Raw genomic sequence first — 22,252 nt, 5'->3', positions numbered from 1 at the left:
GCCGGCCGGGTCAGGACCAGGGCGTGAGCAGCACCAGCGGGATCTGCCGGTCGGTCTTGGTCTGGTACTCGGCGTAGTCGGGCCAGGCCGCGACCGCCCGCTCCCACCAGGCGGCGCGCTCGTCGCCCTCGAGGACGCTCGCGGTGTAGTCCTTCTTCACCGGGCCGTCCTGCAGCTCGACGTGCGGCTCCTTGACCATGTTCAGGTACCAGACCGGGTGCTCGGGGGCGCCGCCCTTCGAGGCGACGACGACGTAGGAGCCGTCGTGCTCGACGCGCATCAGCGCGGTCTTGCGCAGCTTGCCGCTGCGGGCTCCGACCGTGGTCAGGACGATGATCGGCTTGCCGCGGAGGAGGTTGCCCTCCGCGCCGCCGGTGGCCTCGTAGAGCTCCGCCTGCTCGCGGGCCCAGGCGGACGTGCTCGGTTCGTATTCTCCGGTGAGGGGCATGAGTCGATCGTATTGCGCGCAGAACATCAGCTGAGAGTGACCGGCCTCGGCTGACGGGCGAGGCACCCCGCTCTCAGCTGATGTTGTGCGGGGCGGCCGCGCCGTCCGGGGCCGAAGTGTGCACGAGGATGGAGCGGTGCAGCCAGCAGACCAGCTCGACCGAGCCCGCATCGCGCTCCTCGGCGACGACCTCTCCCGTGCCCGCTACCGCGTCGACGCCGTCCGCGAGCTGTGGGGCGAGGCCGCGGGCGAGGCGCTGCACCGCGGCGACCGGGTCCCGGCGCGGCGGGCGCTCGAGCGCAGCGGCGATCACGGTCCGCTGGCCACGCTGGCCCGGCTGTTCCTCCTCGCCGACCCCGTCCCGACCGAGCAGGCGGAGGCGGCGTTCCCGTCGCTCGGCCTCGACGGCGCCCTGGAGCTGGAGCTCGTGCGCTCCGAGGCCGGAGCGGTGGTCACCGCCGCGCTCGACCTGCGGCCCTACGACCTCGTCGACCTGCACGGCGCCGCCTCCTGGTGGATCGCCTCCGATCTCGGCGAGCTCGCGCTCGGCCGGCCGCTCGACGAGGACCACGTGCTCGGCGTCGGCGGCGCGAGCCTCACCCTCGCCGGGCTGATGATCCAGCGGCCGGTCGGCAGCCTGCTCGACCTCGGCACCGGCTGCGGGATCCAGGCGCTGCACGCCTCCCGGCACGCCGACCGCGTGGTCGCGACCGACGTCTCGCACCGCGCGCTCGCCATCGCCGCCTTCAACGCGGCGCTGAACGGCATCGACTCGATCGAGTTCCGGCACGGCAGCCTCTACGAGCCGGTCGCGGGGGAGCGGTTCGATCAGATCGTCACCAACCCGCCGTTCGTGATCACGCCGCGGACCGCGGGCGTCCCCGCCTACGAGTACCGCGACGGCGGCCTCGAGGGCGACGAGATCGTCCGCCGCGTGATCGTCGGCGCCGCCGAGCACCTGGTGCCGGGCGGTGTCGCGCAGCTGCTCGGCAACTGGGAGTACCGGGCCGACGCGGACGCGTTCGACCGGGTCCGCGCCTGGCTCGCCGACGGCCGCAGCCCGCTCGAGCAGGCCCTCGAACCCGGGCACGCCGGGCTCGCCGCCTGGATGGACGGCACCGCCTCGCCTCTCGACGTCTGGATCGTGGAGCGCGAGCAGCAGGACCCGGCGATCTACGCCGAGACCTGGATCCGCGACGGCGGGACCACCCGCGGTGCGGAGTCCGACGCGCTCGTCGACGCCTGGCTCGAGGACTTCGAGCGGCGCGGCGTGACCGGCGTCGGCTTCGGCTACGTGACCCTGCGGCTCCCCGCCTCGCCCCGGCCGCCGATCCGGCGTCTCGAGCGGCTCGATGCGGCGTTCGCGACCGCGGGGCTGGGCGGGCACCTCGCGCACTGCCTCGACGCGCTCGACGCGCTGTCGGTGCTCGACGACGCCGACCTCGCGCGGCAGGCGCTCGTCGTCGCCGGCGACGTGACCGAGGAGCGGCACTACTGGCCGGGCAACGACGACCCGACCGTGCTCCGGCTGCGGCAGGGCGGCGGCTTCGCCCGGGTGGAGGAGGCCGACACGGCTCTCGCCGCGGTCGTCGGGGCCTGCGACGGCGAGCTGTCGGTGGCCGCGATCACGGCCGCGGTGGCCTCGCTCCTGCACGTGGAGGAGGCCGCCGTGCTCGACTCCGTCCTGCCACGGGTCCGCGAGCTCGTCGCGACCGGGATGCTGCGGCTGCCCTGAGCGCGGCGCGTCGGGTCAGAACAGCGTGGCGGGGGCGTCCTCGGTGTCGACGGCGGCGGTCACGGCGGGAGCCGCTCCCGGCCAGCCCGGGCCGGCGTCGACGGCCGTGCGGCGCTGGTAGGCGGTGGCGGCGGCGCGGGCGCGCACGTCCGCGGCCTCGTTCATCCGGTGATTGGCGTGTCCCTTCACCCACTCGAAGGTGACGGCGCGGCCCTGCAGCTCCTCGTCGAGCGCCTTGATGATCTCGACGTTCATCACCGGCTTGCCGTCGGCCTTCCGCCAGCCCTTCCGCTTCCAGCCCGGCAGCCACTCGGTGCAGGCCTTGATGGCGTACTGGCTGTCGCAGAGGATGTGCACGGGCTCGCTCTCCTGCGCGGTGGCGCGGAGCAGCTCGAGGACCGCGGTGAGCTCGCCGATGTTGTTGGTGCCGTGCGACCAGCCGCCGGCCGCCCAGCGCTCGTCGTCGACGTACCAGGCCCAGCCCGCGGGGCCGGGGTTGCCCAGCGCTGATCCGTCTGCGGCGGCGATGATGCTCACGTGCGGTCCTCCTCGGAATCGGTGCGCCCTCGCGAGCGCCCTTCGAGGGTAGTCGCCCGCGCCGACGCCGGTCGCCGGGCGCAACCCGGTGTCCGGTGTCGGGGGCCGCTGGCAGGGTAGAGGGATGACCAGCATCCCCACCCTCACCCTCAACGACGGCACGAGCATCCCGCAGCTCGGGTTCGGCGTCTTCCAGGTCGACCCCGCCGAGACGGAGCGCATCGTCTCCGAGGCGCTCGAGGCCGGCTACCGGCACATCGACACCGCCGCGATCTACGGCAACGAGGAAGGCGTCGGGCGGGCGCTCGCCTCCTCCGGGATCGCGCGCGACGAGCTCTACGTGACCACGAAGCTGTGGAACGACGACCAGGGCCGCGACACGGCGGCCGGGGCGCTCGACGCCAGCCTCGAGAAGCTCGGCCTCGACGCCGTCGATCTCTACCTCATCCACTGGCCCAAGCCCAAGCAGGACCGCTACGTCGAGAGCTGGGAGGCGATGCAGGAGCTGCAGGCCGCCGGCCGCACCCGCTCGATCGGCGTCTCGAACTTCCTGGTGCCGCACCTGGAGCGGCTGCTCGCCGCGGCCGAGGTCGTCCCCGCGGTCAACCAGATCGAGCTGCACCCGTACCACCAGCAGCCGACGGTGACCGCGTTCGGCGCGCAGCACGGCATCGCGACGGAGGCGTGGGGGCCGCTCGGGCAGAACAAGTACCCGCTGCTCGAGCTGCCGGTGATCACCGGCGCGGCCGAGGCGCACGGGGTCACGCCTGCGCAGGTCGTGCTGCGCTGGCACCTCGACCGCGGGCACATCGTCTTCCCGAAGTCCTCGACGAAGGCGCGAATCGTGGAGAACATCGACGTCTTCGGCTTCGAGCTGACGTCCGACGAGCGCGACGCGATCACCGCGCTCGAGCGCGCCGGCCGCGTCGGCGGCGACCCGAACGAGGTCTGACGCGGGGGTCTCGACGCGCCGCGTTCCCTGCTGATCGAGTAGCCCTCTCCGAGGGCGTATCGAGATCCACCGTTCTGCAGACGTGGGTCTCGATACGCCGCTGGCGCGGCTACTCGACCAGCATGATTCGCCCCGCGAGGCGGCCGTTCCATGCTGATCGAGTAGCCCCGGAGGGGCGTATCGAGATCCACCGTTCTGCAGACGTGGGTCTCGATACGCCGCTGGCGCGGCTACTCGACCAGCATGGATCGAACTGTTACGAGGCGCGGCGGGCGATGGTGACGCGGGTCGCGTAGGGCATGGCGACGCGGTCGCCGGGCAGCGCGTCGACGACCTCACCGACGGCGGCGAGGACCGCGGCGCGCTCCTCCTCGGGCATCGCGATGACGTAGCTGCGCGAGGCGAACATGTCGAGCAGCGCCGGCCGGTCGAGCTCGTAGGCCCAGTCGAACTCGGCGTAGGCGACGCGCTGCAGCGCGGAGCCGAGCGGCGGCCCCACCGTCTCGAAGCGCTCGGCGGCCGAGGAGCCTGCGACCTCGCCGAGGCGCCGCACCCACGGCACCGACTCGTCGCGGATGTTCCAGACCAGCGCGAGCACGCCGCCGGGGACCAGCACGCGCGCGACCTCGGCGCTCGCGCGCTCGGGGTCGACCCAGTGCCAGGACTGCGCCGCGGTGACCAGCTCGACGGACGCGTCCGGCAGAGGGATCGCCTCGGCGGTCCCCGCCAGCGCCCGGACCGACGGCAGCTGCGCCGTCAGCCGCTCGAGCATCGCCGTGTCCGGCTCCACGGCGGTCACGTCGAGTCCGCGCGCCACCAGCGAGGCGGTCAACTTCCCGGTGCCGGCCCCGAGGTCCACAGCGCGCACCTGGTCGGAGGCGTCCGCGCCGGCCGCCCGCGCGCGCTCGGGCACGAAGGCCCCGGCCACTCGGGCGGGCGCGTGCCCGACGAGCCAGTCCACCGCGTCGTCCGGGTAGCCCGGGCGCCCGCGGTCGTAGGCGTCGACGGCCGAGCCGAACGAGCGGCCGAGCTCGGCGGGAGAGGCGGAAGGTGTCGCGTCGGAGGGCGTCATGCCCCCGACGCTACGCCCCGGCGAGTCGCCCCGGAGCTACGCGTCCGGCGCCGTCGCCCCCAGGGTCCGCGCGAGGACGTCGACCGCGTAACCGTAGCCCGCGATCCCCGCGCCGACGATCACGGCGATAGCGATGTCCGACAGGTAGGAGTGCCGCCGGAACTCCTCGCGCCGGTGCACATTGCTCACGTGCACCTCGACCAGCGGCAGCTCGGTGGCGAGGACGGCGTCGCGGATCGCGATCGAGGTGTGGGTGTAGGCGCCGACGTTGAGCAGCAGGCCGGCGGCCGTGCCGCGCGCCTCGTGCAGGCGGTCGATGATCGCGCCCTCCGAGTTGCTCTGGACGAACTCGATCTCGAGGCCGAGCCGCTCCGCCGCGCGGGCGGCGAGCGCCTCCGCATCCGCGAGCGTGTCGGAGCCGTAGACCGCGGGCTCGCGGGTGCCGAGGAGGTTCAGGTTCGGGCCGTTGACGACGAGGATCTTCACGCTCCGACCCTAGCGACCCGGGGGCGCGGACCGGTCAGGCGTGCGTCGCCGCGATGCCGACCGGCAGCGCCGGCAGCTCGGCGCGCAGCCGGATCAGCTCGCGCGCGTGCTCGTCCAGCCGGCGGTCCTCGTCGCTCCGCGGCTCGAGCGCCGGCACCGCCTCGGCCGCTCCGTCGTCGCCACGCACCACGAAGACGCTCATGCACTGCGTCGTCAGCTCGAGCTCGCCGGTCCGCGGGTCGCCGGAGCGGACGTGGATCGCGAGGTGCATCGAGCGCGGCCCGGTGTGGATCAGCCGCGCCTCCACCTCGACGAGGTGCCCGATCCGCACCGGCCGGTAGAAGTGGATGCCGCCGGAGTAGACGGCGACCGCGTCGCGGCCGCTCCAGCCCTGCGCGACGGCGTTCGCGGCCTCGTCGATCCAGCGCATCACGATGCCGCCGTGCGCGTTGCCGCCCCAGTTGACGTCGCCGGGCGCGGCGAGGAAGCGGAAGACGATCCGCGGGCCGGTCCCCGCCTCCGTGTACTCCTGCGCGCGCATCACCTCGTGCAGCGCGCGCCGGCCGTCGATGCGGGCGGCGGCGCCCTCGGCCAGGGCGAGGTCCTCGATCGTGCGCGGGGTCCACTCCGGGACCGGGCGCGGGCGCTTCTCCTCGTCGACCGCGACGAAGATCAGGAGGCAGTGCGTCGCCGCCTCGTAGCGCCCGGTGCGCGGATCGGCCTGGGCGACGCGCACCAGCACGTGCATGCTCGTCCGGCCGGTGTGGATGACCTGCGCGGTCGCCTCGATCAGATTGCCGACGGCGATCGGCCGGGTGAAGTGCACGTTGCCGACGTACGCGGTCACGCAGTAGCCGCCGCTCCAGCCGACCGCGCAGGCGTAGCCGGCCTTGTCGATCCACTCGAGCACGCGGCCGGCCTGGGCGCTCCGGCCGTCGGCGGTCGCGTCCTGCGGCGCGGCGAGGAAGCGGAGGGTGATGCGGTCGTCCATGGTGCCCGTCTGGTCGTGCGGTGGGTGGGGGATCTCCACATGCTGGTCGAGTAGCCGCGTCAGCGGCGTATCGAGACCGACGTGTTCGGCGGTGGTGGATCTCGATACGCCCCTGCGGGGCTACTCGATCAGCATGGCCTTCCCTCCGGGCGGGGCTGCTCGATCAGCAGAGGGGGAGTGGACCCGCGGAGGGGGATGCGAAGAAGGGGATGGTTCCCCTCCGCGGGCCACAGGGGGCGCCGGCGCGGGGCCGGCGGGATCGGGGTCAGGCCGCGTGGGCGGCCGGCAGCTCCTCGGCGAGCAGCCGGAGCCGCAGCGCCCGGAGCTCGGCGGTCAGCTCGGGCGGCAGGCGGTCGCCGAAGCGGGCGAAGAACGCCTCCGTCAGGGCGCACTCGTCGAGCCACGCCTCCACCGGCACCGAGAACAGCTCCTCCTTCGCGGCGGCCGTGAGGTTGAGCCCGTGCGTATTGATCGACAGTGGGAGGTCGCCGATCGCGCTGGGCCGCGACTCCGCGAGCCCCTCGATCCGCCGGATGAGCCACTGCAGGACCCGGGCGTTGTCGCCGAAGCCGGGCCAGAGGAAGGAGCCGTCGGCGCCCTTGCGGAACCAGTTGACCTGGAAGATCGCGGGCGCCTTCTCGCCGAGGTCCGCGCCGATCGCGAGCCAGTGCGCGAAGTAGTCGGCCATGTTGTAGCCGCAGAAGGGCAGCATCGCGAACGGGTCGCGCCGCAGCTCGCCGACCGTCCCCTCCGCGGCGGCCGTCTTCTCGGAGGCGATGGTCGCACCGAGGAAGACGCCGTGCTGCCACGAAGTGGCCTGGGTGACGAGCGGCACGTTGCTCGCCCTGCGCCCGCCGAAGACGATCGCGTCCAGCGGCACACCCTCGAAGGCGTCCCACTCCCGCGAGAGGGTCGGGCACTGCTGGGCCGGCGCGGTGAAGCGCGCGTTCGGATGCGCGGCCGGAGTCCCGGAGGCGGGCGTCCACGGCTCGCCGCGCCAGTCGGTGAGGCGCTCGGGCACCTCGTCGGTGAGGCCCTCCCACCAGACGTCGCCGTCCTCGCGGAGCGCGACGTTGGTGAAGATCGTGTTGCCCCAGAGGGTGTGCACGGCGTTCGGGTTGCTGCTCTGCCCGGTGCCGGGCGCGACGCCGAAGAAGCCGGTCTCGGGGTTCATCGCCCAGAGGCGCCCGTCCTCGCCCTTCTTCATCCAGGTGATGTCGTCGCCGAGCGTCTCGACGCGCCAGCCGGGGATCGTCGGCTGCAGCATCGCGAGGTTGGTCTTGCCGCAGGCGCTCGGGAAGGCGGCGGCCACGTGGTAGCTGCGGCCCTCGGGCGAGACGATCCGGATCAGGAGCATGTGCTCCGCGAGCCAGCCCTCCTCGCGGCCCATCGCCGAGGCGATCCGCAGCGCGAAGCACTTCTTGGCCAGCAGGGCGTTGCCGCCGTAGCCGGAGCCGAACGACCAGATCTCGCGCGTCTCGGGGAACTGCGTGATGTACTTCGTCGCATTGCAGGGCCAGGCGACGTCGTCGCGGGTCGCGCCGTCGACGTCGCGGAGCGGGAAGCCGACCGAGTGCACACCGCGGACGAAGGCGGTCTCCTCGGTGAAGGCGGCGAGCGGCTCGGCGCCGACACGGGCCATGATCCGCATGTTGAGCACGGCGTAGGCGGAGTCGGTCAGCTGCACGCCGAGCTGCGAGAGCGGGCCGCCGACCGGGCCCATCGAGAACGGGACGACGTACAGCGTCCGGCCGCGCATCGAGCCCGCGAAGAAGGGCGCGAGCTCGGCCTTCATCGCGGAGGGCTCGCGCCAGTTGTTCGTGGGGCCGGCGTCGGACTCGTTCGTCGTGCAGAGGAAGGTGCGGTCCTCGACGCGGGCGACATCGTCGGGGTCCGTGCGGGCGAGGAACGAGCCGGGCCGCCACTCCGGGTTCAGAGCGATCAGCTTCCCCTCCTCGACCATCCGGGCGGTGAGGCGGTACCACTCGGCGGGGGAGCCGTCGCACCACTCGATGGCGTCGGGCTGGAGGATCGCGGCCGTCTCGCGCACCCAGCGGCGCAGGGCCAGCGGGGCGGGCGGCACGACCGGCGCGGCGACCGGGATCGGCGCGGTCATGGTGGTCGTCTCGAGGAGGAGGGTGTTGCTGTAGATGCTCATGCTGGCTCCGCTTTCAGTGCAGTCGTCGTCGACGGGGTGGGGAGTCGGTCCTCGTGGCGGTCGTGATCCGACGGTGCGAGGGGCGCTCTCTGGCGCCTGAAGCCAGGATGGAGGAGGATCGAGGGGTATTTGCGAGGCCTTAACCGTCAAGAACCGCGGTTTTTGCGCCGCCGTCATAACCGATCGCTGGAGCTCGCCGTGACCGACACCACCGCCCCCGCCGCCGGCCCCTCCGCCGGGACCGATGCCGCCCTGCTCGGGCAGCGCATCCGGCACTTCCGGACCCGCCGCGGGCTGACCCTCGGGCAGCTCGCCGAGCGCGTGGGCGTCTCGGGCAGCCAGCTCTCCCTGATCGAGACCGGACGCAGGGAGCCGCGGCTCTCGCTGATGCAGGCGCTCGCCACGGCGCTGGGCGTCGAGCTCGCCGCGCTGCTCTCCGACGAGCCGCCGAGCGAGCGCGCCGCCCTCGAGATCGAGCTGGCGCGGGTGCAGAAGGGGTCGCTCTACCGCTCGCTCGGGCTGCCGGAGTTCAAGGTCAACAAGAGCCTGACCACGCCCGTCCTCGAGGCGTTCCTCGGCGTCTACCGCGAGCTGGCGCGCCGCAAGAGCGAGGCCAGCGCGACACCGGAGGAGGCGCGGCGCGCCAATACCGCCCAGCGGCTGCAGCTGCGCGAGCGCAACGCGTACCTGCCCGAGATCGAGGCGGTCGCCGGCGAGATGCTCCGCACGGTCGGGCACCGCGGAGGCGCGCTGACCCACAGCTCGGTCTCGAAGATGGCGCGGCACCTCGGCTTCGAGATCATCCACGTCGGCGATCTGCCGCACTCGGCCCGCTCGGTGATCGACCTCGCGAACGGGCGGATCTACCTGCCGCCCGCCTCGATCCCCGGCGGGCACGGGCTGCGGGCGCTCGCCCTGCAGGCGATGGCGCACCGGCTGCTCGGCCACGAGCGCCCGGTCACCTACGCCGACTTCCTCCGGCAGCGGCTCGAGATCAACTACTTCGCTGCGGCCTGCCTGATGCCGCTGGAGCCGGCCGTGGCGTTCCTGGAGGAGGCGAAGCGCGAGCGGGACATCTCGGTCGAGGACTTCCGCGACGGCTTCGGCGTCACCCACGAGGCGGCGGCGCTGCGCTTCACCAACCTGCTGACCTCGCATCTCGACATCCGGATGCACTTCCTCCGCGTGCTCGGCGACGGCTCGATCCAGAAGGCCTACGAGAACGACGGCCTGCCGCTGCCGACCGACGTGACCGGTGCGGTGGAGGGGCAGGTCGTCTGCCGCTACTGGTCGGCGCGCTCGGCGTTCAGCCGCACGAACCGCACGACGGAGTACTACCAATACGTGGACACGCCGGCCGGCACCTTCTGGTCGGCCTCGCAGACCGGCACCACCGCCACGGAGGAGTTCTCGATCACCGTCGGCGTCCCCTTCGCCGAGGCGCGCTTCTTCCGAGGCCGCGACACCGACCGCCGCGAGCAGTCCCGCTGCCCCGACGAGTCCTGCTGCCGCCGCGCCCCCGCCGAGCTCGCCCAGCGCTGGGACGGCAACGCCTGGCCCAGCGCCCGCCTGCACGCGCACGTCCTCGCCCCGCTGCCCTCCGGCACCTTCCCCGGCATCGACGACGCCGAGGTCTACGCCTTCCTCGACACCCACGCCCGCGAGTCCTGACCCTCCTCCCCAGCCCTGCCGCCCTCCGCGAGATGCCACTTATGAGGTGATTCCTCGGCGTGTCGTGCTCATAAGTGGCATCTCGCGGGAGGGGGCTGTGGACAACGCGCGCGGGGGAGCGCGACGTACGGCAGGGTCCTCGCATGCAGGACGACACAGAGACCCGGATCGTGAACGCGTCGACGAGCGAGCTCGCGCGCCATCGGCTGGTGGCGGAGTACCCGGTCGGCGTCTTCCGGGGTGCTCGTGCCGCGATCGAGCCGGTGACATACGGCGAGAGGATCGCGGCGTTCGCCGCGGTGATGCGGCCGGGCGAGTTCTTCTCGCATGTCACCGCCGCTCATCTCCTCCAGCTGCCCGATCGGCGGGCGACGGAGACCACTCCGCTGCACGTGTCGGTCACGCCGCCGATGCGCGCCGCCCGTCGGGTCGGCGTGAAGTCGCACCATCTCTGGGACGAGGCGGTGACCGTCGTCGACGCGGGCCATCCGGTGACGGATCCCGCCTCGACCTTCTGCCATCTCGCCGACTCGCGATCGCTCGACGAGCTGGTCGTCCTCGGCGATGCTCTCGTGCGGCCCGACGAGGAGCTCGGTCGCCGCGGCCTCCGCGTCGATCTCGAGATCCTCGCGGCGAGAGCGGCACGCTATCGCGGGCGGGGCGGCCGGCGCGCTCGGGAGGCGGTCGGATTCGTCCGGGTCGGCTCCGAGTCGCCGAAGGAGACGCTCCTCCGGCTGCTGCTGATCCGCGCGGGGCTGCCCGAGCCGGAGCTCAACGTCGAGCTGTACGACGCGGACGGTGTCTTCGTCGCGCGGGTGGATCTGCTCTATCCGAATCAGTGGGTCGTCGTCGAGTACGACGGCGATCAGCACCGGACGGACACGCGGCAGTACGAGCGGGACATCGCGCGCAGCGAGGCGATCCAGGCGCTCGGTTACCGCCACATCCGCGTGCGCCTCTCCGGCCTCGTCGACCACCCCGAGGCGACGGCCGCCCGCGTCCGCCGCGCCCTCGGCCTCTGACCCTCGCCGCGGCATGCCACTTATGACGCGATTCTGCGGCGTGTCGTGCTCATAAGTGGCATCTCGCGGAGAGGGGGAGGGGGGTCAGCCGGAGATCAGGGCTCGGGCCGTGCCCTCGTCGAGGATGAGGTCGGTGAGGAGGCCGGCGGCGAGGGCGCCGCGCAGGCCCGGGAGCTTCGAGGCGCCCGAGACGACGCAGATGCGGCGGGAGGCGCGGCGCACGGTGGAGAGGTCCGGGCCGCTTGCACGTTCGTTCATGGGGATGTCGTCCCAGGTGCCGTCGGCCCGGTAGAACACGGTGGCGACGTCGCCGACCACGCCGGACGCGCTGAGCGAGGTGAAGTCGCTCGGCTCCAGGTAGCCGCCGATGTAGACCTTCGAGGGCACCGCCGCGAACGGCGAGCCGAGGCCGAAGAGCGCGACGTCCATCCGCTGCTGCAGCTCCAGCACCCGCTTGGTCGACCGCTCGCGCCAGACCGCCTTCTTGGTCATCGGGTCGTCGAAGAACGCCGGCACCGGGAACTGCTGCACCTTCGCGGCGTACGCGTCGCCGAAGCGGCGAAGGATCTCGCTGGAGTAGTTGATGCCGGTGGTCTCGGTGTTGCCCGCGCCGTTGAGCTGCACGATCTGGGTGTTGTGCGTCTCCTTGGCGATCAGGTGCCGGCTCATCGCGCTCATCGTCGAGCCCCAGGCGATGCCGACGATCATGTTCGAGTCGATGAACGGCCCGAGGATCCGCGCGGCCGACAGCGCGACGCGCTCGAGCCGGTCGATCTCGCTGGTGTGATCGGGCACCGGGACGATGTGCGCCGTGATGTCGAAGTGCGCGCGCACCTCCGCCGACAGGGCGCTCGCCCGGTCGAGGGGGGAGCGGATCTGGATGTCCACCAGTCCCGTCGCGCGGGCGTGCGAGAGCAGCCGCGACACCGAGGAGCGCGAGGTGTGCAGCTCGTGCGCGATGGCGTCCATCGTCAGGTCCTGCATGTAGTACAGCTGCGCGGCCCGGAGCGCGTCGCGCGTCTTGTCCGGGTGGGTCGCGTGCGTCGTCTCATCCAGCTCGACGACCGGTCGGACAGGGGTCATTGCCACTCCTTGCACGTATTTCCACCCGTCTTGACCGGATGTGTTGTCGGGTCAAGGATGGCTGTATTCCCTCGCGATATCAACCGTCCATCTGGGGCGGCCACACTCGCACGAGGCATTCGACGCAACACCTACGACACGAAGGCGAGTACGAAGTGGCACAGTCTGTCGGAACTCCCGGAAGCTCCTCTCTCCGCGAGAGCGTCTCCGCACTGCGGGACACCCCCCGCGCGACCGTCCTCGTGATCGGCGGTGGCATCAACGGCATCGGGACGTTCCGCGAGCTCGCGCTCAACGGCGTCGACGTCGCTCTCGTCGAGCGCGGCGACTACGTCTCGGGCGCGTCCAGCGCCTCGAGCCACATGATCCACGGCGGCATCCGCTACCTCGAGAACGGCGAGTTCCGCCTCGTCAACGAGGGCGTGCACGAGCGCAACGGCCTGCTCAAGATCGCCCCGCATTACGTGAAGCCGCTGCAGACCACCATCCCGATCTACTCGACGTTCTCGGGCATCCTGGCCGCGCCGCTGCGCTTCCTCACCCACAAGTCGGGCAAGCCCCAGGAGCGCGGCGCGCTGCTGATCAAGGTCGGCCTGACCCTGTACGACTTCTTCTCCCGCGACGGCGGCGTCGTCCCGCGCCACCAGTTCCACGGCCGCAAGCGCTCGCTGAACGAGCTGCCCAAGCTCGACCCGAAGATCAAGTACACCGCCACCTACTTCGACGCCTCCGTGCACGAGCCCGAGCGCCTGGCGCTCGACGTGCTGCGCGATGCGCTCGTCGGCGGCACGAAGGCCCGCGCGGCCAACTACGTCGAGGCCGTCGGCACCTCCGAGGGCGGCGTGCTGCTGCGCGACCGCGAGAGCGGCGAGGAGTTCGCCTTCCAGGCGGACGTCGTCGTCAACGTCTCCGGACCGTGGACCGACTTCACCAACACCGCGCTCGGCACGACCACGACGTTCATGGGCGGCACCAAGGGCTCGCACATCGTCCTCGACAACCCCGAGCTGGTCGAGGCCTGCGAGGGCCGCGAGATGTTCTTCGAGCACAGCGACGGCCGCATCGTGCTGATCTACCCGCTCAAGGGCCGGGTCATGGTCGGCACCACCGACATCGAGGCCGACCCCAACGAGCCGGCCGTCTGCACCGAGGAGGAGATCGACTACTTCTTCGACCTGGTGAACCACGTGTTCCCCTCCATCCCGGTCACCCGCGAGCAGATCGTCTTCAAGTTCTCCGGCATCCGCCCGCTGCCCCGTCACGACGACGAGACCCCCGGCTTCGTCTCCCGCGACTACCGCATCGAGCCCTCGACCCTCCCCGGCGGGAAGACCCCCGTGCTGAGCCTGGTCGGCGGCAAGTGGACGACGTTCCGCGCCCTGTCCGAGCACCTCTCCAACGAGGTCTTCAAGCGGATCGGCGTCACCCGTCGCGTCTCCACCGTGAAGACCGCGATCGGCGGCGGCAAGGGCTTCCCGCGCACGGACGCCTCGCGCGCCCAGTGGATCAGCCAGCACCGCTCCGGCCTGTCCTCGGCCCGCACCGGCCAGCTGCTCGAGCGCTACGGCACCCGCGCCCAGGAGGTCATCGAGGCACTGGCCGACGGTCACGACGAGGCGCTCGACTTCGACAAGGACTTCACCACCGGTGAGATCCGCTACCTCGCCCAGCGCGAGAGCGTCGTGCACCTGATCGACCTGGTCATGCGCCGCACCAACCACGCCTTCACCGGCGGCCTGAGCCGCGAGCTCCTCGAGGAGCTCGCCCAGCACACCGGCGAGGTCCTCGGCTGGGACGAGGCCAAGCGCGCGCAGGAGGTCGACGCCACGATCGAGCACCTGAAGAAGTACAACGGCGTCGATGTCGGCGGCACCTCGGTGCAGGCGCCGACGGCGGTCGCGGCCTCCTAGCAGGGCGACTGGCGCGGATCGACGGGAGTCCCGGTTCGAGGAGTGATCTCGAGCCGGGACTTCCGTCGTCACAACGCACAAACGTGCACGCGGCGTTCCTTGTCCCTGGTACGGGGCGCCGATAACTTCACACCGTCGGGCATCGATGCCCGTCGCGGGCGCGTTCGCGCGTTCCGATCGACGAAAAGGAAAAGGTCAACGTGGACAATCTCGGAGTGGTGTTCCTCGCGGAAGTCGTGGGAACGGCGATGCTCGTGCTCCTCGGCTGCGGCGTGGTCGCCAACGTCGCGCTCGTGAAGAGCAAGGGTCTCAACGGCGGGACCCTGATGGTCAACTTCGGCTGGGGCTTCGCCGTCTTCGCCGGTGTGATCGTCTCCTACAACTCGGGTGCGCACCTCAACCCGGCCGTCACGCTCGGCCTCGCGGCCAGCGGAGCGACGGAGTTCGGCTCGGGCGTCCCGGTCAACATCGTCTCGATCCTGATGTACATCCTCGCCCAGATGATCGGTGCGATCCTCGGCGCCGTCTTCTGCTGGCTCGCCTACAAGCAGCACTTCGACCAGGAGCCCGACCCGGCCAACAAGCTCGGCGTCTTCTCCACGGGTCCTGCGATCCGCAGCTACGGCTGGAACTTCGTCACCGAGGTCATCGGCACCTTCGTCCTCGTCTTCGTCGTCATCGGCTTCGGCGGCGGACGCCAGGGCGACGGCGGACTCGCGGCGCTCGGCGCCCTGCCCGTCGCCATCCTGGTGATCGCGATCGGCGCCTCGCTCGGCGGCCCGACCGGCTACGCCATCAACCCGGCCCGTGACCTCGGCCCCCGCATCGCCCACGCGCTGCTGCCGATCAAGGGCAAGGGCTCCAGCGACTGGAGCTACGCCTGGGTGCCCGTCGCCGGCCCGATCGTCGGCGGTGTCCTCGCCGGCCTCGCGTCGACCGCGCTGCTGCCGATCCTCTAGCCGATCCCCCGACCGGACTCGCGGGCCGCTGCGGCTCGCGATCCGCACTCCACTTCACCCGTTACGAAGGAGTAATCATTCATGGCTGACTACGTCATCGCTATCGACCAGGGGACCACGTCGTCCCGCGCGATCATCTTCGACAAGAAGGGCTCGATCGTCTCGACCGGGCAGAAGGAGCACGAGCAGATCTTCCCCCGCGCGGGCTGGGTCGAGCACGACCCGATCGAGATCTGGAACAACGTCCGCGAGGTCATCGGCCAGGCGCTCTCCCGCGCCGACCTGACCCGCCACGACATCGCCTCCGTGGGCATCACCAACCAGCGCGAGACCGCGGTGGTCTGGGACAAGACCACCGGCAAGCCCGTCTACAACGCCATCGTCTGGCAGGACACCCGCACGCAGTCGATCGTCGACCGGCTCGCCGGCGACGAGGGCGCGGACCGCTTCAAGTCGATCGTCGGGCTCCCGCTCGCGACCTACTTCTCCGGCACCAAGATCGTCTGGATCCTCGAGAACGTCGAGGGCGCCCGTGAGAAGGCGGAGGCCGGTGACCTGATCTTCGGCACCACCGACACCTGGGTCCTCTGGAACCTCACCGGCGGAGTCGACGGCGGCGTGCACAAGACGGACGTCACCAACGCCTCGCGCACCCTCTTCCTCGACCTCGAGACGCTCGAGTGGCGCGACGACATCCTCGAGGCCTTCGGGGTGCCGAAGTCGATGCTCCCCGAGGTGTGCTCCTCCTCCGAGGTCTACGGGCAGGTCGAGTCCTCCTCGCTGCTGCGCGAGGTCCCGATCGCGGGCATCCTGGGCGACCAGCAGGCCGCGACCTTCGGCCAGGCGGCGTTCGATCCGGGCGAGGCGAAGAACACCTACGGCACCGGCAACTTCCTGATCTTCAACACCGGCACCGAGATCGTGCACTCCAAGAACGGGCTGCTCACGACGATCGGCTACAAGCTCGGCGACGGCGAGGTGCACTACGCGCTCGAGGGCTCGATCGCGGTCTCCGGCTCGCTGATCCAGTGGCTGCGCGACAACCTGGGCCTCATCGGCTCGGCCCCCGAGGTCGAGGCGCTGGCCGCGACGGTCGAGGACAACGGCGGCGCGTACTTCGTCCCGGCGTTCTCCGGTCTCTTCGCGCCGTACTGGCGAGCGGACGCGCGCGGTGCGCTCGTCGGCCTCACCCGCTACGTCAACAAGGGCCACATCGCCCGCGCCGCCCTCGAGGCGACGGCGTTCCAGACCCGCGAGGTCCTGGACGCGGTCAACGCCGACTCCGGCGTTCCGCTGCAGGAGCTCAAGGTCGACGGCGGCATGATCGCCAACAACCTGCTCATGCAGTTCCAGGCCGACATCCTCGGCGTCCCGGTCGTCCGGCCGGTCGTCGCGGAGACCACCGCCCTCGGCGCCGCGTACGCCGCGGGCCTCGCCGTCGGCTTCTGGGAGAACCTGGACGACCTGCGCCAGAACTGGCAGGAGGACTCGCGCTGGACCCCGCAGATGGACCAGGACGAGGCCGCGCGCCAGTACCGCCTCTGGAAGAAGGCCGTCACGAAGACCTTCGACTGGGTCGACGAGGACGTGCAGTAGGCACTGCACCACTGAACGACGAGGGCCCGCGCACGCGACGTGCGCGGGCCCTCGTGCGTGGGTCCACTGGGAAGAGACGCCCGCAGACATGCTGGTCGAGTAGCGCGCAGCGCGTCTCGAGACCCGCCCCCGGCGGAGCTCCGTCAGAGCAGTGGGCGCCGACGCCCCGTCGCGACCGCGACGAGAGCGAGTGCCAGCAGCCAGGCCGGGCCCGCCAGCACGGCCGCGACCGTGGGCGGCGCGGACGCCGACAGGGCAGCGAGGGGCACGACGTCCTCGAAGGCGGTGCCGCTCGTGAAGGTCCCGGCGCTGAGCGGCACCAGGGCCGCGAAGAGCACGAAGAGCGGTGCCCGGACGATCGTGCCGACCAGCGCACCCCAGATCGCGCCACCGACACCGGCCACGGGGACGAGGGCCACGACGCCGACATTCGGAGTGACCCTTCCCGCCGAGACGATCGCGACGCCGGCGACTCCGATCGCGACCGCCGCCGTCGCGAGCACCGCACCGGCACCGGCCGCCACCAGGAACCGGGCCGCGAGCGCCGGCCGAAGCCCCGACGAGAGCACGTCGCGTGCGAGGATCCCCTTCTCGAAGGCGCTCGCCGTCCGCAGTGCTCCGAAGGCCGCCGCGCCGACGACGCCGCCCTGCAGCAGCGCCGCCGTGATCGCGTGCTCGAGTGAGGCCGCTTCTCCGGGCGGGAGCGCGCCGAGATCGACCTGCGACACGGCGACGAGGAGGGGGAGCACGGGCAGCAGTCCGAAGACCAGGCCCCAGAGCGGTGTCCGGCTCGCGACCACGCGCCGGAACTCGGCGGTGACGGCGCGGGTGAACGGTGCTTTCGCGGCCGCGTCCGTCACCGCGCCCGCCGCTGCTCGAGGAGCCGTGCGCCGCCGATCGCCAGGAGCGCCCAGGCGGCCAGGACGGCCAGCGCGAGCGGCGCCGGAAGCATCCCGTCGACCGGCGCCCCGGTCGCTCCGGCGACGGCTCCGATCGGGAGCAGCCGCCCGGCGTCGCGGGCGACGCCGAGGAGCGGCACGGCCAGGGCGGCGGGCAGGACCAGCACGATCGGGATGCAGGCGTAGTAGTTCCGCACCGTGTAGCCGACGCCCACGCCCAGCACGCCGCTGAGGGCGCACGCGAGGACGACGCCGAGCGAGGCGGACAGGAGCGATGCGTCGACCGTGACCCGGCGGCCGGCCGTCGCCAGGACCACCGTGGTGATCGGCCACCAGCCCACGACCGCCACGACCCCGAAGACCGCGCCCGAGACCGCGCCGGCCAGCGCCTTCGCCGCCAGGATCGCGTCCCGGCTGCCGAGCAGCAGTGTCCGGTCGAGCGAGTGGTAGTACGTCTCCCGGGTGTAGGCGTAGGACCCGTAGAAGCACGCGCCCAGGGCGGCGCAGGCCGCGAAGCCGAAGACGAAGCGGCTCGCCGGAGCGTGGTCGAGGCTGCTGAGCCGATCCGTCGTGCCGGGCATGCTCAGGGCGAAGACGGGGATCAGGATCGCGTAGACGAGGAGGACCGGGAACGACGAGCCGCTGCGGGAGCGCAGGATCTCGGCCCGTGCGAGCGCGCCGGCCCCGGTCATCGGCCGGCCTCGCCGTCGACGAGGTCGAAGTAGCCGTCCTCGAGACTCCGCCCGCCCGAGCGGGTGAGGTCCTCGAGCGGGCCGTGGAAGAGCATCCGGCGCCGCAGGACGACGACCTCGTCGACGGTGTGCTCGAGCTCGGCGAGCTGGTGGCTGGAGACGAGGACCGTCCGTCCGCGCTCGGCCTCGGCGCGGATCAGGCGCCGCAGCCAGCGGATCCCCTCGGGGTCGAGCCCGTTCGCCGGTTCGTCGAGGACGAGGATCTCGGGATCTCCGGCGAGGGCGGTGGCCAGACCGAGGCGCTGGCGCATCCCGGTCGAGTAGCCGCGGACCGGCCGCCGCGCCGCCTCGGCGAGGCCGACCGTCTCCAGCAGCTCGTCGACGCGGGAGAGCGGTGCGCCGACCGCGCGGCCGACGATCGCGAGGTGCCGACGGCCGGTGATGCCGTTCTCGAAGCCGAGGCCGTCGAGGTGCACGCCGACGACCCGCGCGGGAGCGCGCAGCTCCGCGAACCGGTGGCCGCCGATCCGCGCCTCACCGGAATCGGGGCGCAGCAGTCCGACCAGCCCGCGGAGCGCCGTGCTCTTGCCGGCGCCGTTCGGGCCGAGGAGCCCGACGACGGTCCCCTGCCGCACGGAGAAGCTGAGGTCGTCCACGACGCGGCGGCCGCGGAAGGTCTTGGTGAAGTGCTGGAAGTCGAGCGCAGAGCCCATGGGCGGACCTTTCGAGGGAGGGGGGTCATCGTCGTCCAGCGGTCGTCCCGCCGGCGCCGAGCGATCGCGCGGTCAGGTCGTCGAGGAGCCGGTGCACGGGAGTGACCAGCGTCGGGTAGTCGCCGGAGACCGATCGCGCGAGCACCTTCGCGGCGGCGAAGGCGAGCGCGGGCCGGGCGTCGTCCGAGTGCAGCCGCTCGCCGAGCACCTCGACGAGCGAGCGCCGGGCGTCGGGAGCGGCGAGGGTGTGCACGTAGAGGGTCGCGACGTCGAGGTGCTCGGGGCCGCGCCCCCAGGCCTCCCAGTCGGCGAGACCGAGCGGTGCGACGAGCAGGTTGCCGGGGTGCAGGTCGCCGTGCGCCGTCGTCCAGCACGGGGTGCCGCGCGGGAACCGGTCGCCGAAGAAGCTGTGCAGCAGCCGGTCCACCGTGGCGGGGACGGTCGATTCCCGCAGCGTCGGGACGGCGGCGAGCGCGTCGAGGATCCCGCCGAGCTCGACCCAGACCGCCGGATCGATGTCGGTCCCCGGCGCGAGCTCCGCCGTCGGGGACAGGGCACGACCGGGCAGGCGGGTCATCAGCTCGGCGCGGAGCCGGAACCCCTCCACGGAGGGCGGGTCCCACTCCTCGACGGCGAGCACGACCGGCTTGGGCAGGGCCGGGAGCACGGCGCTGTCCGCCGTGCCGGTCCACCACGTCCCGTGGGCGAGCGCCGAGGGGGAGCTGACGAGGCGGAGCCAGAGCGGCTCACCGCGGCGCCGGACGGGACCGGAGAGGCTCCTGCCTCGCCAGCCGAGGACCGTGTCGCCGTCCCTCACGACGGTGAGCGCGCGCAGGGCGTGCTCGAAAGCGCTCTCGAGCGCACTCCCGGCGGTCACCGGCCGACCCCCAGGCGGCGGAGCGCGTCCCCGGCGACGAGGTCGAGCACCGCGCCACCGATCGTGCCGCCGCCGAGGGAGACCGAGGCGCCGCCCACCGGGGGAGTGCTCGCGGAGTCGGGCAGGGCGAGGGGATAGCCGACGGCGGGCACGTCGTCGAGCCCGGTGAGGGGCGCGAGCGCGGCGATCGGGGCGAGCAGCGGCTCCGCGGGACCGCTGATGACGGCCGTCGACCGCGGGGACCGCACCGCGATCCCGTTGCTGGTCAGCCGCACCGGGATGCCCGGCACGATCCTCGGGTCGGCCGAGGTCCGCACGAGGAAGGCCTCGCCGTTGCGGACGACGTAGCCGGCCTCGATGCGCTCCTCGAGGGGGAGGGCTGCGACGCCGACGAGAGCGGCGGCGAGGACAGTGGACGCGACGGCGACCCGGAGTGCTCCGACTCGCGCCTCCTTCGCGGCTCCCGCGAACCGGACGACGGAGACGACGAGCGCGCCGAGGAGCGCCGCGGCGAACACCAGCGCGATTGCCGCCCCCGGCTCGGTGAGGGTCAGGACGGGGACGCTGCGGACGTAGGCCCAGCCGACCAGGAGCAGGGCGAAGCCGCGGCAGCCGACCCCGAACAGGACGAGCCAGGGCGAGGCGCGTGGCGCGGTTCCGCCCAGCAGGCGCAGGACGGCGTCGCCGACGGCTCCGATCGCGGCTCTGCGCAGGAACGGCCGGTCGAGGACCGCGACCAGGGCGAGATAGCCGTCGAGGTGCACCAGGGGGATGAGGTTGGTGACCGCGCTGAGCGCGGCCGCGACGACGAAACAGGCGAGAGCAGGCCGGCCCGTCGGCGCCCAGAGCAGTGCGGTAGCGGCGCTCGCCGCGAGGACGAGGTGCACCGCCGGGCCGGCCAGCGCGACCGCCGCGCGGGAGCGCCGGTCGCCCAGGCGCCAGCCGTCGGTGACGTCGCAGAAGAACGCGGGCGCGAGGTAGAAGATCATCACCCCGGCACGCCGCGGCCGTCCACCGAAGGCCGCGAGGGACACGGCATGACCGGCCTCGTGCACCGCTCCCGCGAGCAGGAACGCGACCGAGACCGCGAGGAGCGAGGGCAGGGGCAGCGGCTCGCTGAGGACGGCGGCGATCTCCGCCGAGTGCGCGATCGCGCTCGCGGTGCCCAGGAGCAGCACGGCGCCGACCGCGGCGACGGCGAGCAGTCGGACCGGCCGCCTCCGCAGGAGCCGCGCGAGCGCGAGCGCCGGCCGCGTCGCATCGAGCAGGGTCAGCTGCAGACTCGCCGGCGGCCGGAGCTGCAGCCGGCGCGACCGGGGCTCGCGGCGCTCCGAGCCGACCAGGAGCCCGGCCGCCGCGAACTCGCGGAGCAGAGCGGCCGTCTCCTCGTCCGTCAGCGGCGTGCTCCTGGTGCCGTCCGTCTCGTCCGTCTCGTGCGCGCTCGGGCGGAGCCCGGCGGCGAAGGTCGCCACCGCGGGGCCGACCCGTGCGCGCGGGACGCCCCGCACCGAGAGGATCCACGGAGCGCCGGGCGCGATCGGCTCGTCGATCGTCACGGTGTCCGCCAGCCGGGGCGCGGGATCGCTCATGCCCGGACCAGCTGCAACAGCGTCGAGTCCTCGGTCTCCACCAGCGCCGTCCTCGCGACGAGCCGGAGTCCCGCGCGCTCGGCCTCCACCGCGACCTGGTCGGCGTCGACGACGTTCACCCGCGAGCGGAAGAAGCGTGCCGCCGCACGCCCCTCGGAATCGAGACCGAGCTGCACGACCTCGACGTCCCGGTGGAGACCGTCGGGGGTGACGGCGGACGTCACGACGGCCGCTCCCGGTCCGCCGGACGGCCCGGGCACGGCGCGGATGCGCGAGCTGCGGCTTCCGGCGATGTAGGCGTGGTCGGGGCTCGACGCGGTGATCAGGAGGACGCCGTCCGCTCCGAGGTGCTCGCGGGCGGCTCGGAAGAACGCGTGCCGGCCGGCGCGGTCCAGGAGAGCGACGGACGTCGCCCCGAGGACGACGGCGCCGAACCGGTCCGGAAGGTGGAAGCAGGTCATGTCGCCGACCAGCGCCCGGGAGCCGTCGGCGATCCTGGCGGCGGGCAGCGCCGCGATCCGCGACCGGAGGATGTCGATCATCGTCGGCGAGAGATCGAGGCCGACGACGGGACGGCCGAGGCCCAGGAGGGGCACGGTGAGGCGTCCGCCGCCGCAGGCGAGCTCGAGGATCGGCCCCTCGGTCCGGCGGACCGCCGCGAGCAGGGGGCTGATCTCGCTGCGGTCGTCGGCGGTGAAGTGCTCGTAGACGACGGACCCGGCGGGTCCGTAGAGGTCCTCAGGAGTCGCGGGGACGGTGGTGAGGGCGCCGAGGAGGGCGGCGCTCGCCGCGGTGAGCGGCTGTGTGTCCGAGGGGTGCTGCATGGTCGCTCCAGGGGTGAGGGCGGTTCCGGGCGCTCGCG

General features: G+C 72.6%; 20 protein-coding genes. 7 read left to right on the top strand and 13 right to left on the bottom strand.

All coding sequences use genetic code 11. The annotated features are described in order from the left end of the window. Nucleotides 1-10 precede the first annotated feature (10 nt). Entirely contained in the window at nucleotides 11-448 is a 438-nt protein-coding gene (locus EDF35_RS00955; RefSeq protein WP_123445252.1) for a nitroreductase family deazaflavin-dependent oxidoreductase, read from the bottom strand. A 136-nt stretch (nucleotides 449-584) separates the two neighbouring features. On the opposite strand from EDF35_RS00955, the gene EDF35_RS00950 reads away from it, so the two are divergent. Next, entirely contained in the window at nucleotides 585-2,183 is a 1,599-nt protein-coding gene (locus EDF35_RS00950; RefSeq protein ID WP_133960486.1) for a methyltransferase, read from the top strand. A gap of 15 nt (nucleotides 2,184-2,198) precedes the next feature. Here EDF35_RS00950 and EDF35_RS00945 read toward each other — a convergent pair whose 3' ends face one another. Next, a complete protein-coding gene (locus tag EDF35_RS00945) occupies nucleotides 2,199-2,720 on the bottom strand; it encodes a ribonuclease H (protein ID WP_133960485.1) in 522 nt (173 codons plus the stop codon). A 124-nt stretch (nucleotides 2,721-2,844) separates the two neighbouring features. On the opposite strand from EDF35_RS00945, the gene EDF35_RS00940 reads away from it, so the two are divergent. Then, a complete protein-coding gene (locus EDF35_RS00940; protein ID WP_133960484.1) occupies nucleotides 2,845-3,672 on the top strand; it encodes an aldo/keto reductase in 828 nt (275 codons plus the stop codon). A 256-nt stretch (nucleotides 3,673-3,928) separates the two neighbouring features. Here the strand turns inward: EDF35_RS00940 and EDF35_RS00935 are convergent, their stop codons facing one another. The 4 genes from EDF35_RS00935 to EDF35_RS00920 all read right to left on the bottom strand — a co-directional run bounded on the left by EDF35_RS00935 (nucleotide 3,929) and on the right by EDF35_RS00920 (nucleotide 8,337). Beyond that, a complete protein-coding gene (locus EDF35_RS00935; protein ID WP_133960483.1) occupies nucleotides 3,929-4,744 on the bottom strand; it encodes a class I SAM-dependent methyltransferase in 816 nt (271 codons plus the stop codon). Nucleotides 4,745-4,780: 36 nt separating this feature from the next. Beyond that, entirely contained in the window at nucleotides 4,781-5,230 is a 450-nt protein-coding gene (aroQ, locus tag EDF35_RS00930; RefSeq protein WP_133960482.1) for a type II 3-dehydroquinate dehydratase, read from the bottom strand. Between the two features lie 34 nt (nucleotides 5,231-5,264). Continuing rightward, a complete protein-coding gene (locus tag EDF35_RS00925; RefSeq protein WP_133960481.1) occupies nucleotides 5,265-6,221 on the bottom strand; it encodes a hotdog domain-containing protein in 957 nt (318 codons plus the stop codon). A 265-nt stretch (nucleotides 6,222-6,486) separates the two neighbouring features. Then, nucleotides 6,487-8,337, bottom strand: coding sequence for a phosphoenolpyruvate carboxykinase (GTP) (locus EDF35_RS00920; protein ID WP_133961439.1), 1,851 nt, complete (start codon nucleotides 8,335-8,337; stop codon nucleotides 6,487-6,489). Between the two features lie 240 nt (nucleotides 8,338-8,577). On the opposite strand from EDF35_RS00920, the gene EDF35_RS00915 reads away from it, so the two are divergent. Continuing rightward, nucleotides 8,578-10,050, top strand: coding sequence for an XRE family transcriptional regulator (locus EDF35_RS00915; RefSeq protein ID WP_133960480.1), 1,473 nt, complete (start codon nucleotides 8,578-8,580; stop codon nucleotides 10,048-10,050). Nucleotides 10,051-10,193: 143 nt separating this feature from the next. Continuing rightward, entirely contained in the window at nucleotides 10,194-11,072 is an 879-nt protein-coding gene (locus EDF35_RS00910) for a DUF559 domain-containing protein (protein WP_133960479.1), read from the top strand. An 84-nt stretch (nucleotides 11,073-11,156) separates the two neighbouring features. Here the strand turns inward: EDF35_RS00910 and EDF35_RS00905 are convergent, their stop codons facing one another. Then, entirely contained in the window at nucleotides 11,157-12,155 is a 999-nt protein-coding gene (locus EDF35_RS00905) for a sugar-binding domain-containing protein (RefSeq protein ID WP_123445261.1), read from the bottom strand. A 155-nt stretch (nucleotides 12,156-12,310) separates the two neighbouring features. On the opposite strand from EDF35_RS00905, the gene EDF35_RS00900 reads away from it, so the two are divergent. From EDF35_RS00900 to glpK, 3 genes are all read left to right on the top strand, one after another. Beyond that, entirely contained in the window at nucleotides 12,311-14,065 is a 1,755-nt protein-coding gene (locus EDF35_RS00900; RefSeq protein ID WP_243839803.1) for a glycerol-3-phosphate dehydrogenase/oxidase, read from the top strand. 200 nt (nucleotides 14,066-14,265) lie between these two features. After that, complete coding sequence (locus EDF35_RS00895) at nucleotides 14,266-15,024, top strand: MIP/aquaporin family protein (RefSeq protein ID WP_123445263.1); 759 nt, start codon at nucleotides 14,266-14,268, stop codon at nucleotides 15,022-15,024. A gap of 81 nt (nucleotides 15,025-15,105) precedes the next feature. Next, a complete protein-coding gene (glpK, locus tag EDF35_RS00890; RefSeq protein ID WP_123445264.1) occupies nucleotides 15,106-16,620 on the top strand; it encodes a glycerol kinase GlpK in 1,515 nt (504 codons plus the stop codon). Nucleotides 16,621-16,763: 143 nt separating this feature from the next. On the opposite strand, the gene EDF35_RS00885 is transcribed toward glpK, so the two are convergent. From EDF35_RS00885 to mpaM, 6 genes are read right to left on the bottom strand one after another with little or no spacing between them, the layout of a single operon-like run. Further along, nucleotides 16,764-17,480: a hypothetical protein gene (locus EDF35_RS00885; RefSeq protein ID WP_133960477.1), complete on the bottom strand. Its 717-nt coding sequence runs from the start codon at nucleotides 17,478-17,480 to the stop codon at nucleotides 16,764-16,766. Further along, nucleotides 17,477-18,211, bottom strand: coding sequence for a hypothetical protein (locus EDF35_RS20585; RefSeq protein ID WP_166673976.1), 735 nt, complete (start codon nucleotides 18,209-18,211; stop codon nucleotides 17,477-17,479). Before EDF35_RS20585 ends, EDF35_RS00885 begins: the two co-directional genes overlap by 4 nt. Next, a complete protein-coding gene (locus tag EDF35_RS00875) occupies nucleotides 18,208-18,924 on the bottom strand; it encodes an ATP-binding cassette domain-containing protein (protein ID WP_133960475.1) in 717 nt (238 codons plus the stop codon). Before EDF35_RS00875 ends, EDF35_RS20585 begins: the two co-directional genes overlap by 4 nt. A gap of 25 nt (nucleotides 18,925-18,949) precedes the next feature. Then, nucleotides 18,950-19,801, bottom strand: a complete 852-nt coding sequence (locus tag EDF35_RS00870; protein ID WP_133960474.1) for a phosphotransferase — start codon at nucleotides 19,799-19,801, stop codon at nucleotides 18,950-18,952. Further along, nucleotides 19,798-21,390, bottom strand: a complete 1,593-nt coding sequence (mpaP, locus tag EDF35_RS00865; RefSeq protein ID WP_133960473.1) for a daptide biosynthesis intramembrane metalloprotease — start codon at nucleotides 21,388-21,390, stop codon at nucleotides 19,798-19,800. Before mpaP ends, EDF35_RS00870 begins: the two co-directional genes overlap by 4 nt. Further along, on the bottom strand, nucleotides 21,387-22,214 hold the full coding sequence (gene mpaM, locus EDF35_RS00860; protein ID WP_123702538.1) for a daptide-type RiPP biosynthesis methyltransferase: 828 nt from the start codon (nucleotides 22,212-22,214) through the stop codon (nucleotides 21,387-21,389). The genes mpaP and mpaM overlap by 4 nt, the downstream gene beginning before the upstream one ends. Nucleotides 22,215-22,252 lie beyond the last annotated feature (38 nt).

Source organism: Rathayibacter sp. PhB151 (assembly GCF_004366415.1).
In the GTDB taxonomy this organism is placed as follows: Bacteria; Actinomycetota; Actinomycetes; order Actinomycetales; family Microbacteriaceae; genus Rathayibacter; species Rathayibacter festucae.
Note: the sequence above shows the minus strand (reverse complement) of the source record. Positions and strands in the feature narration are given on the sequence as shown.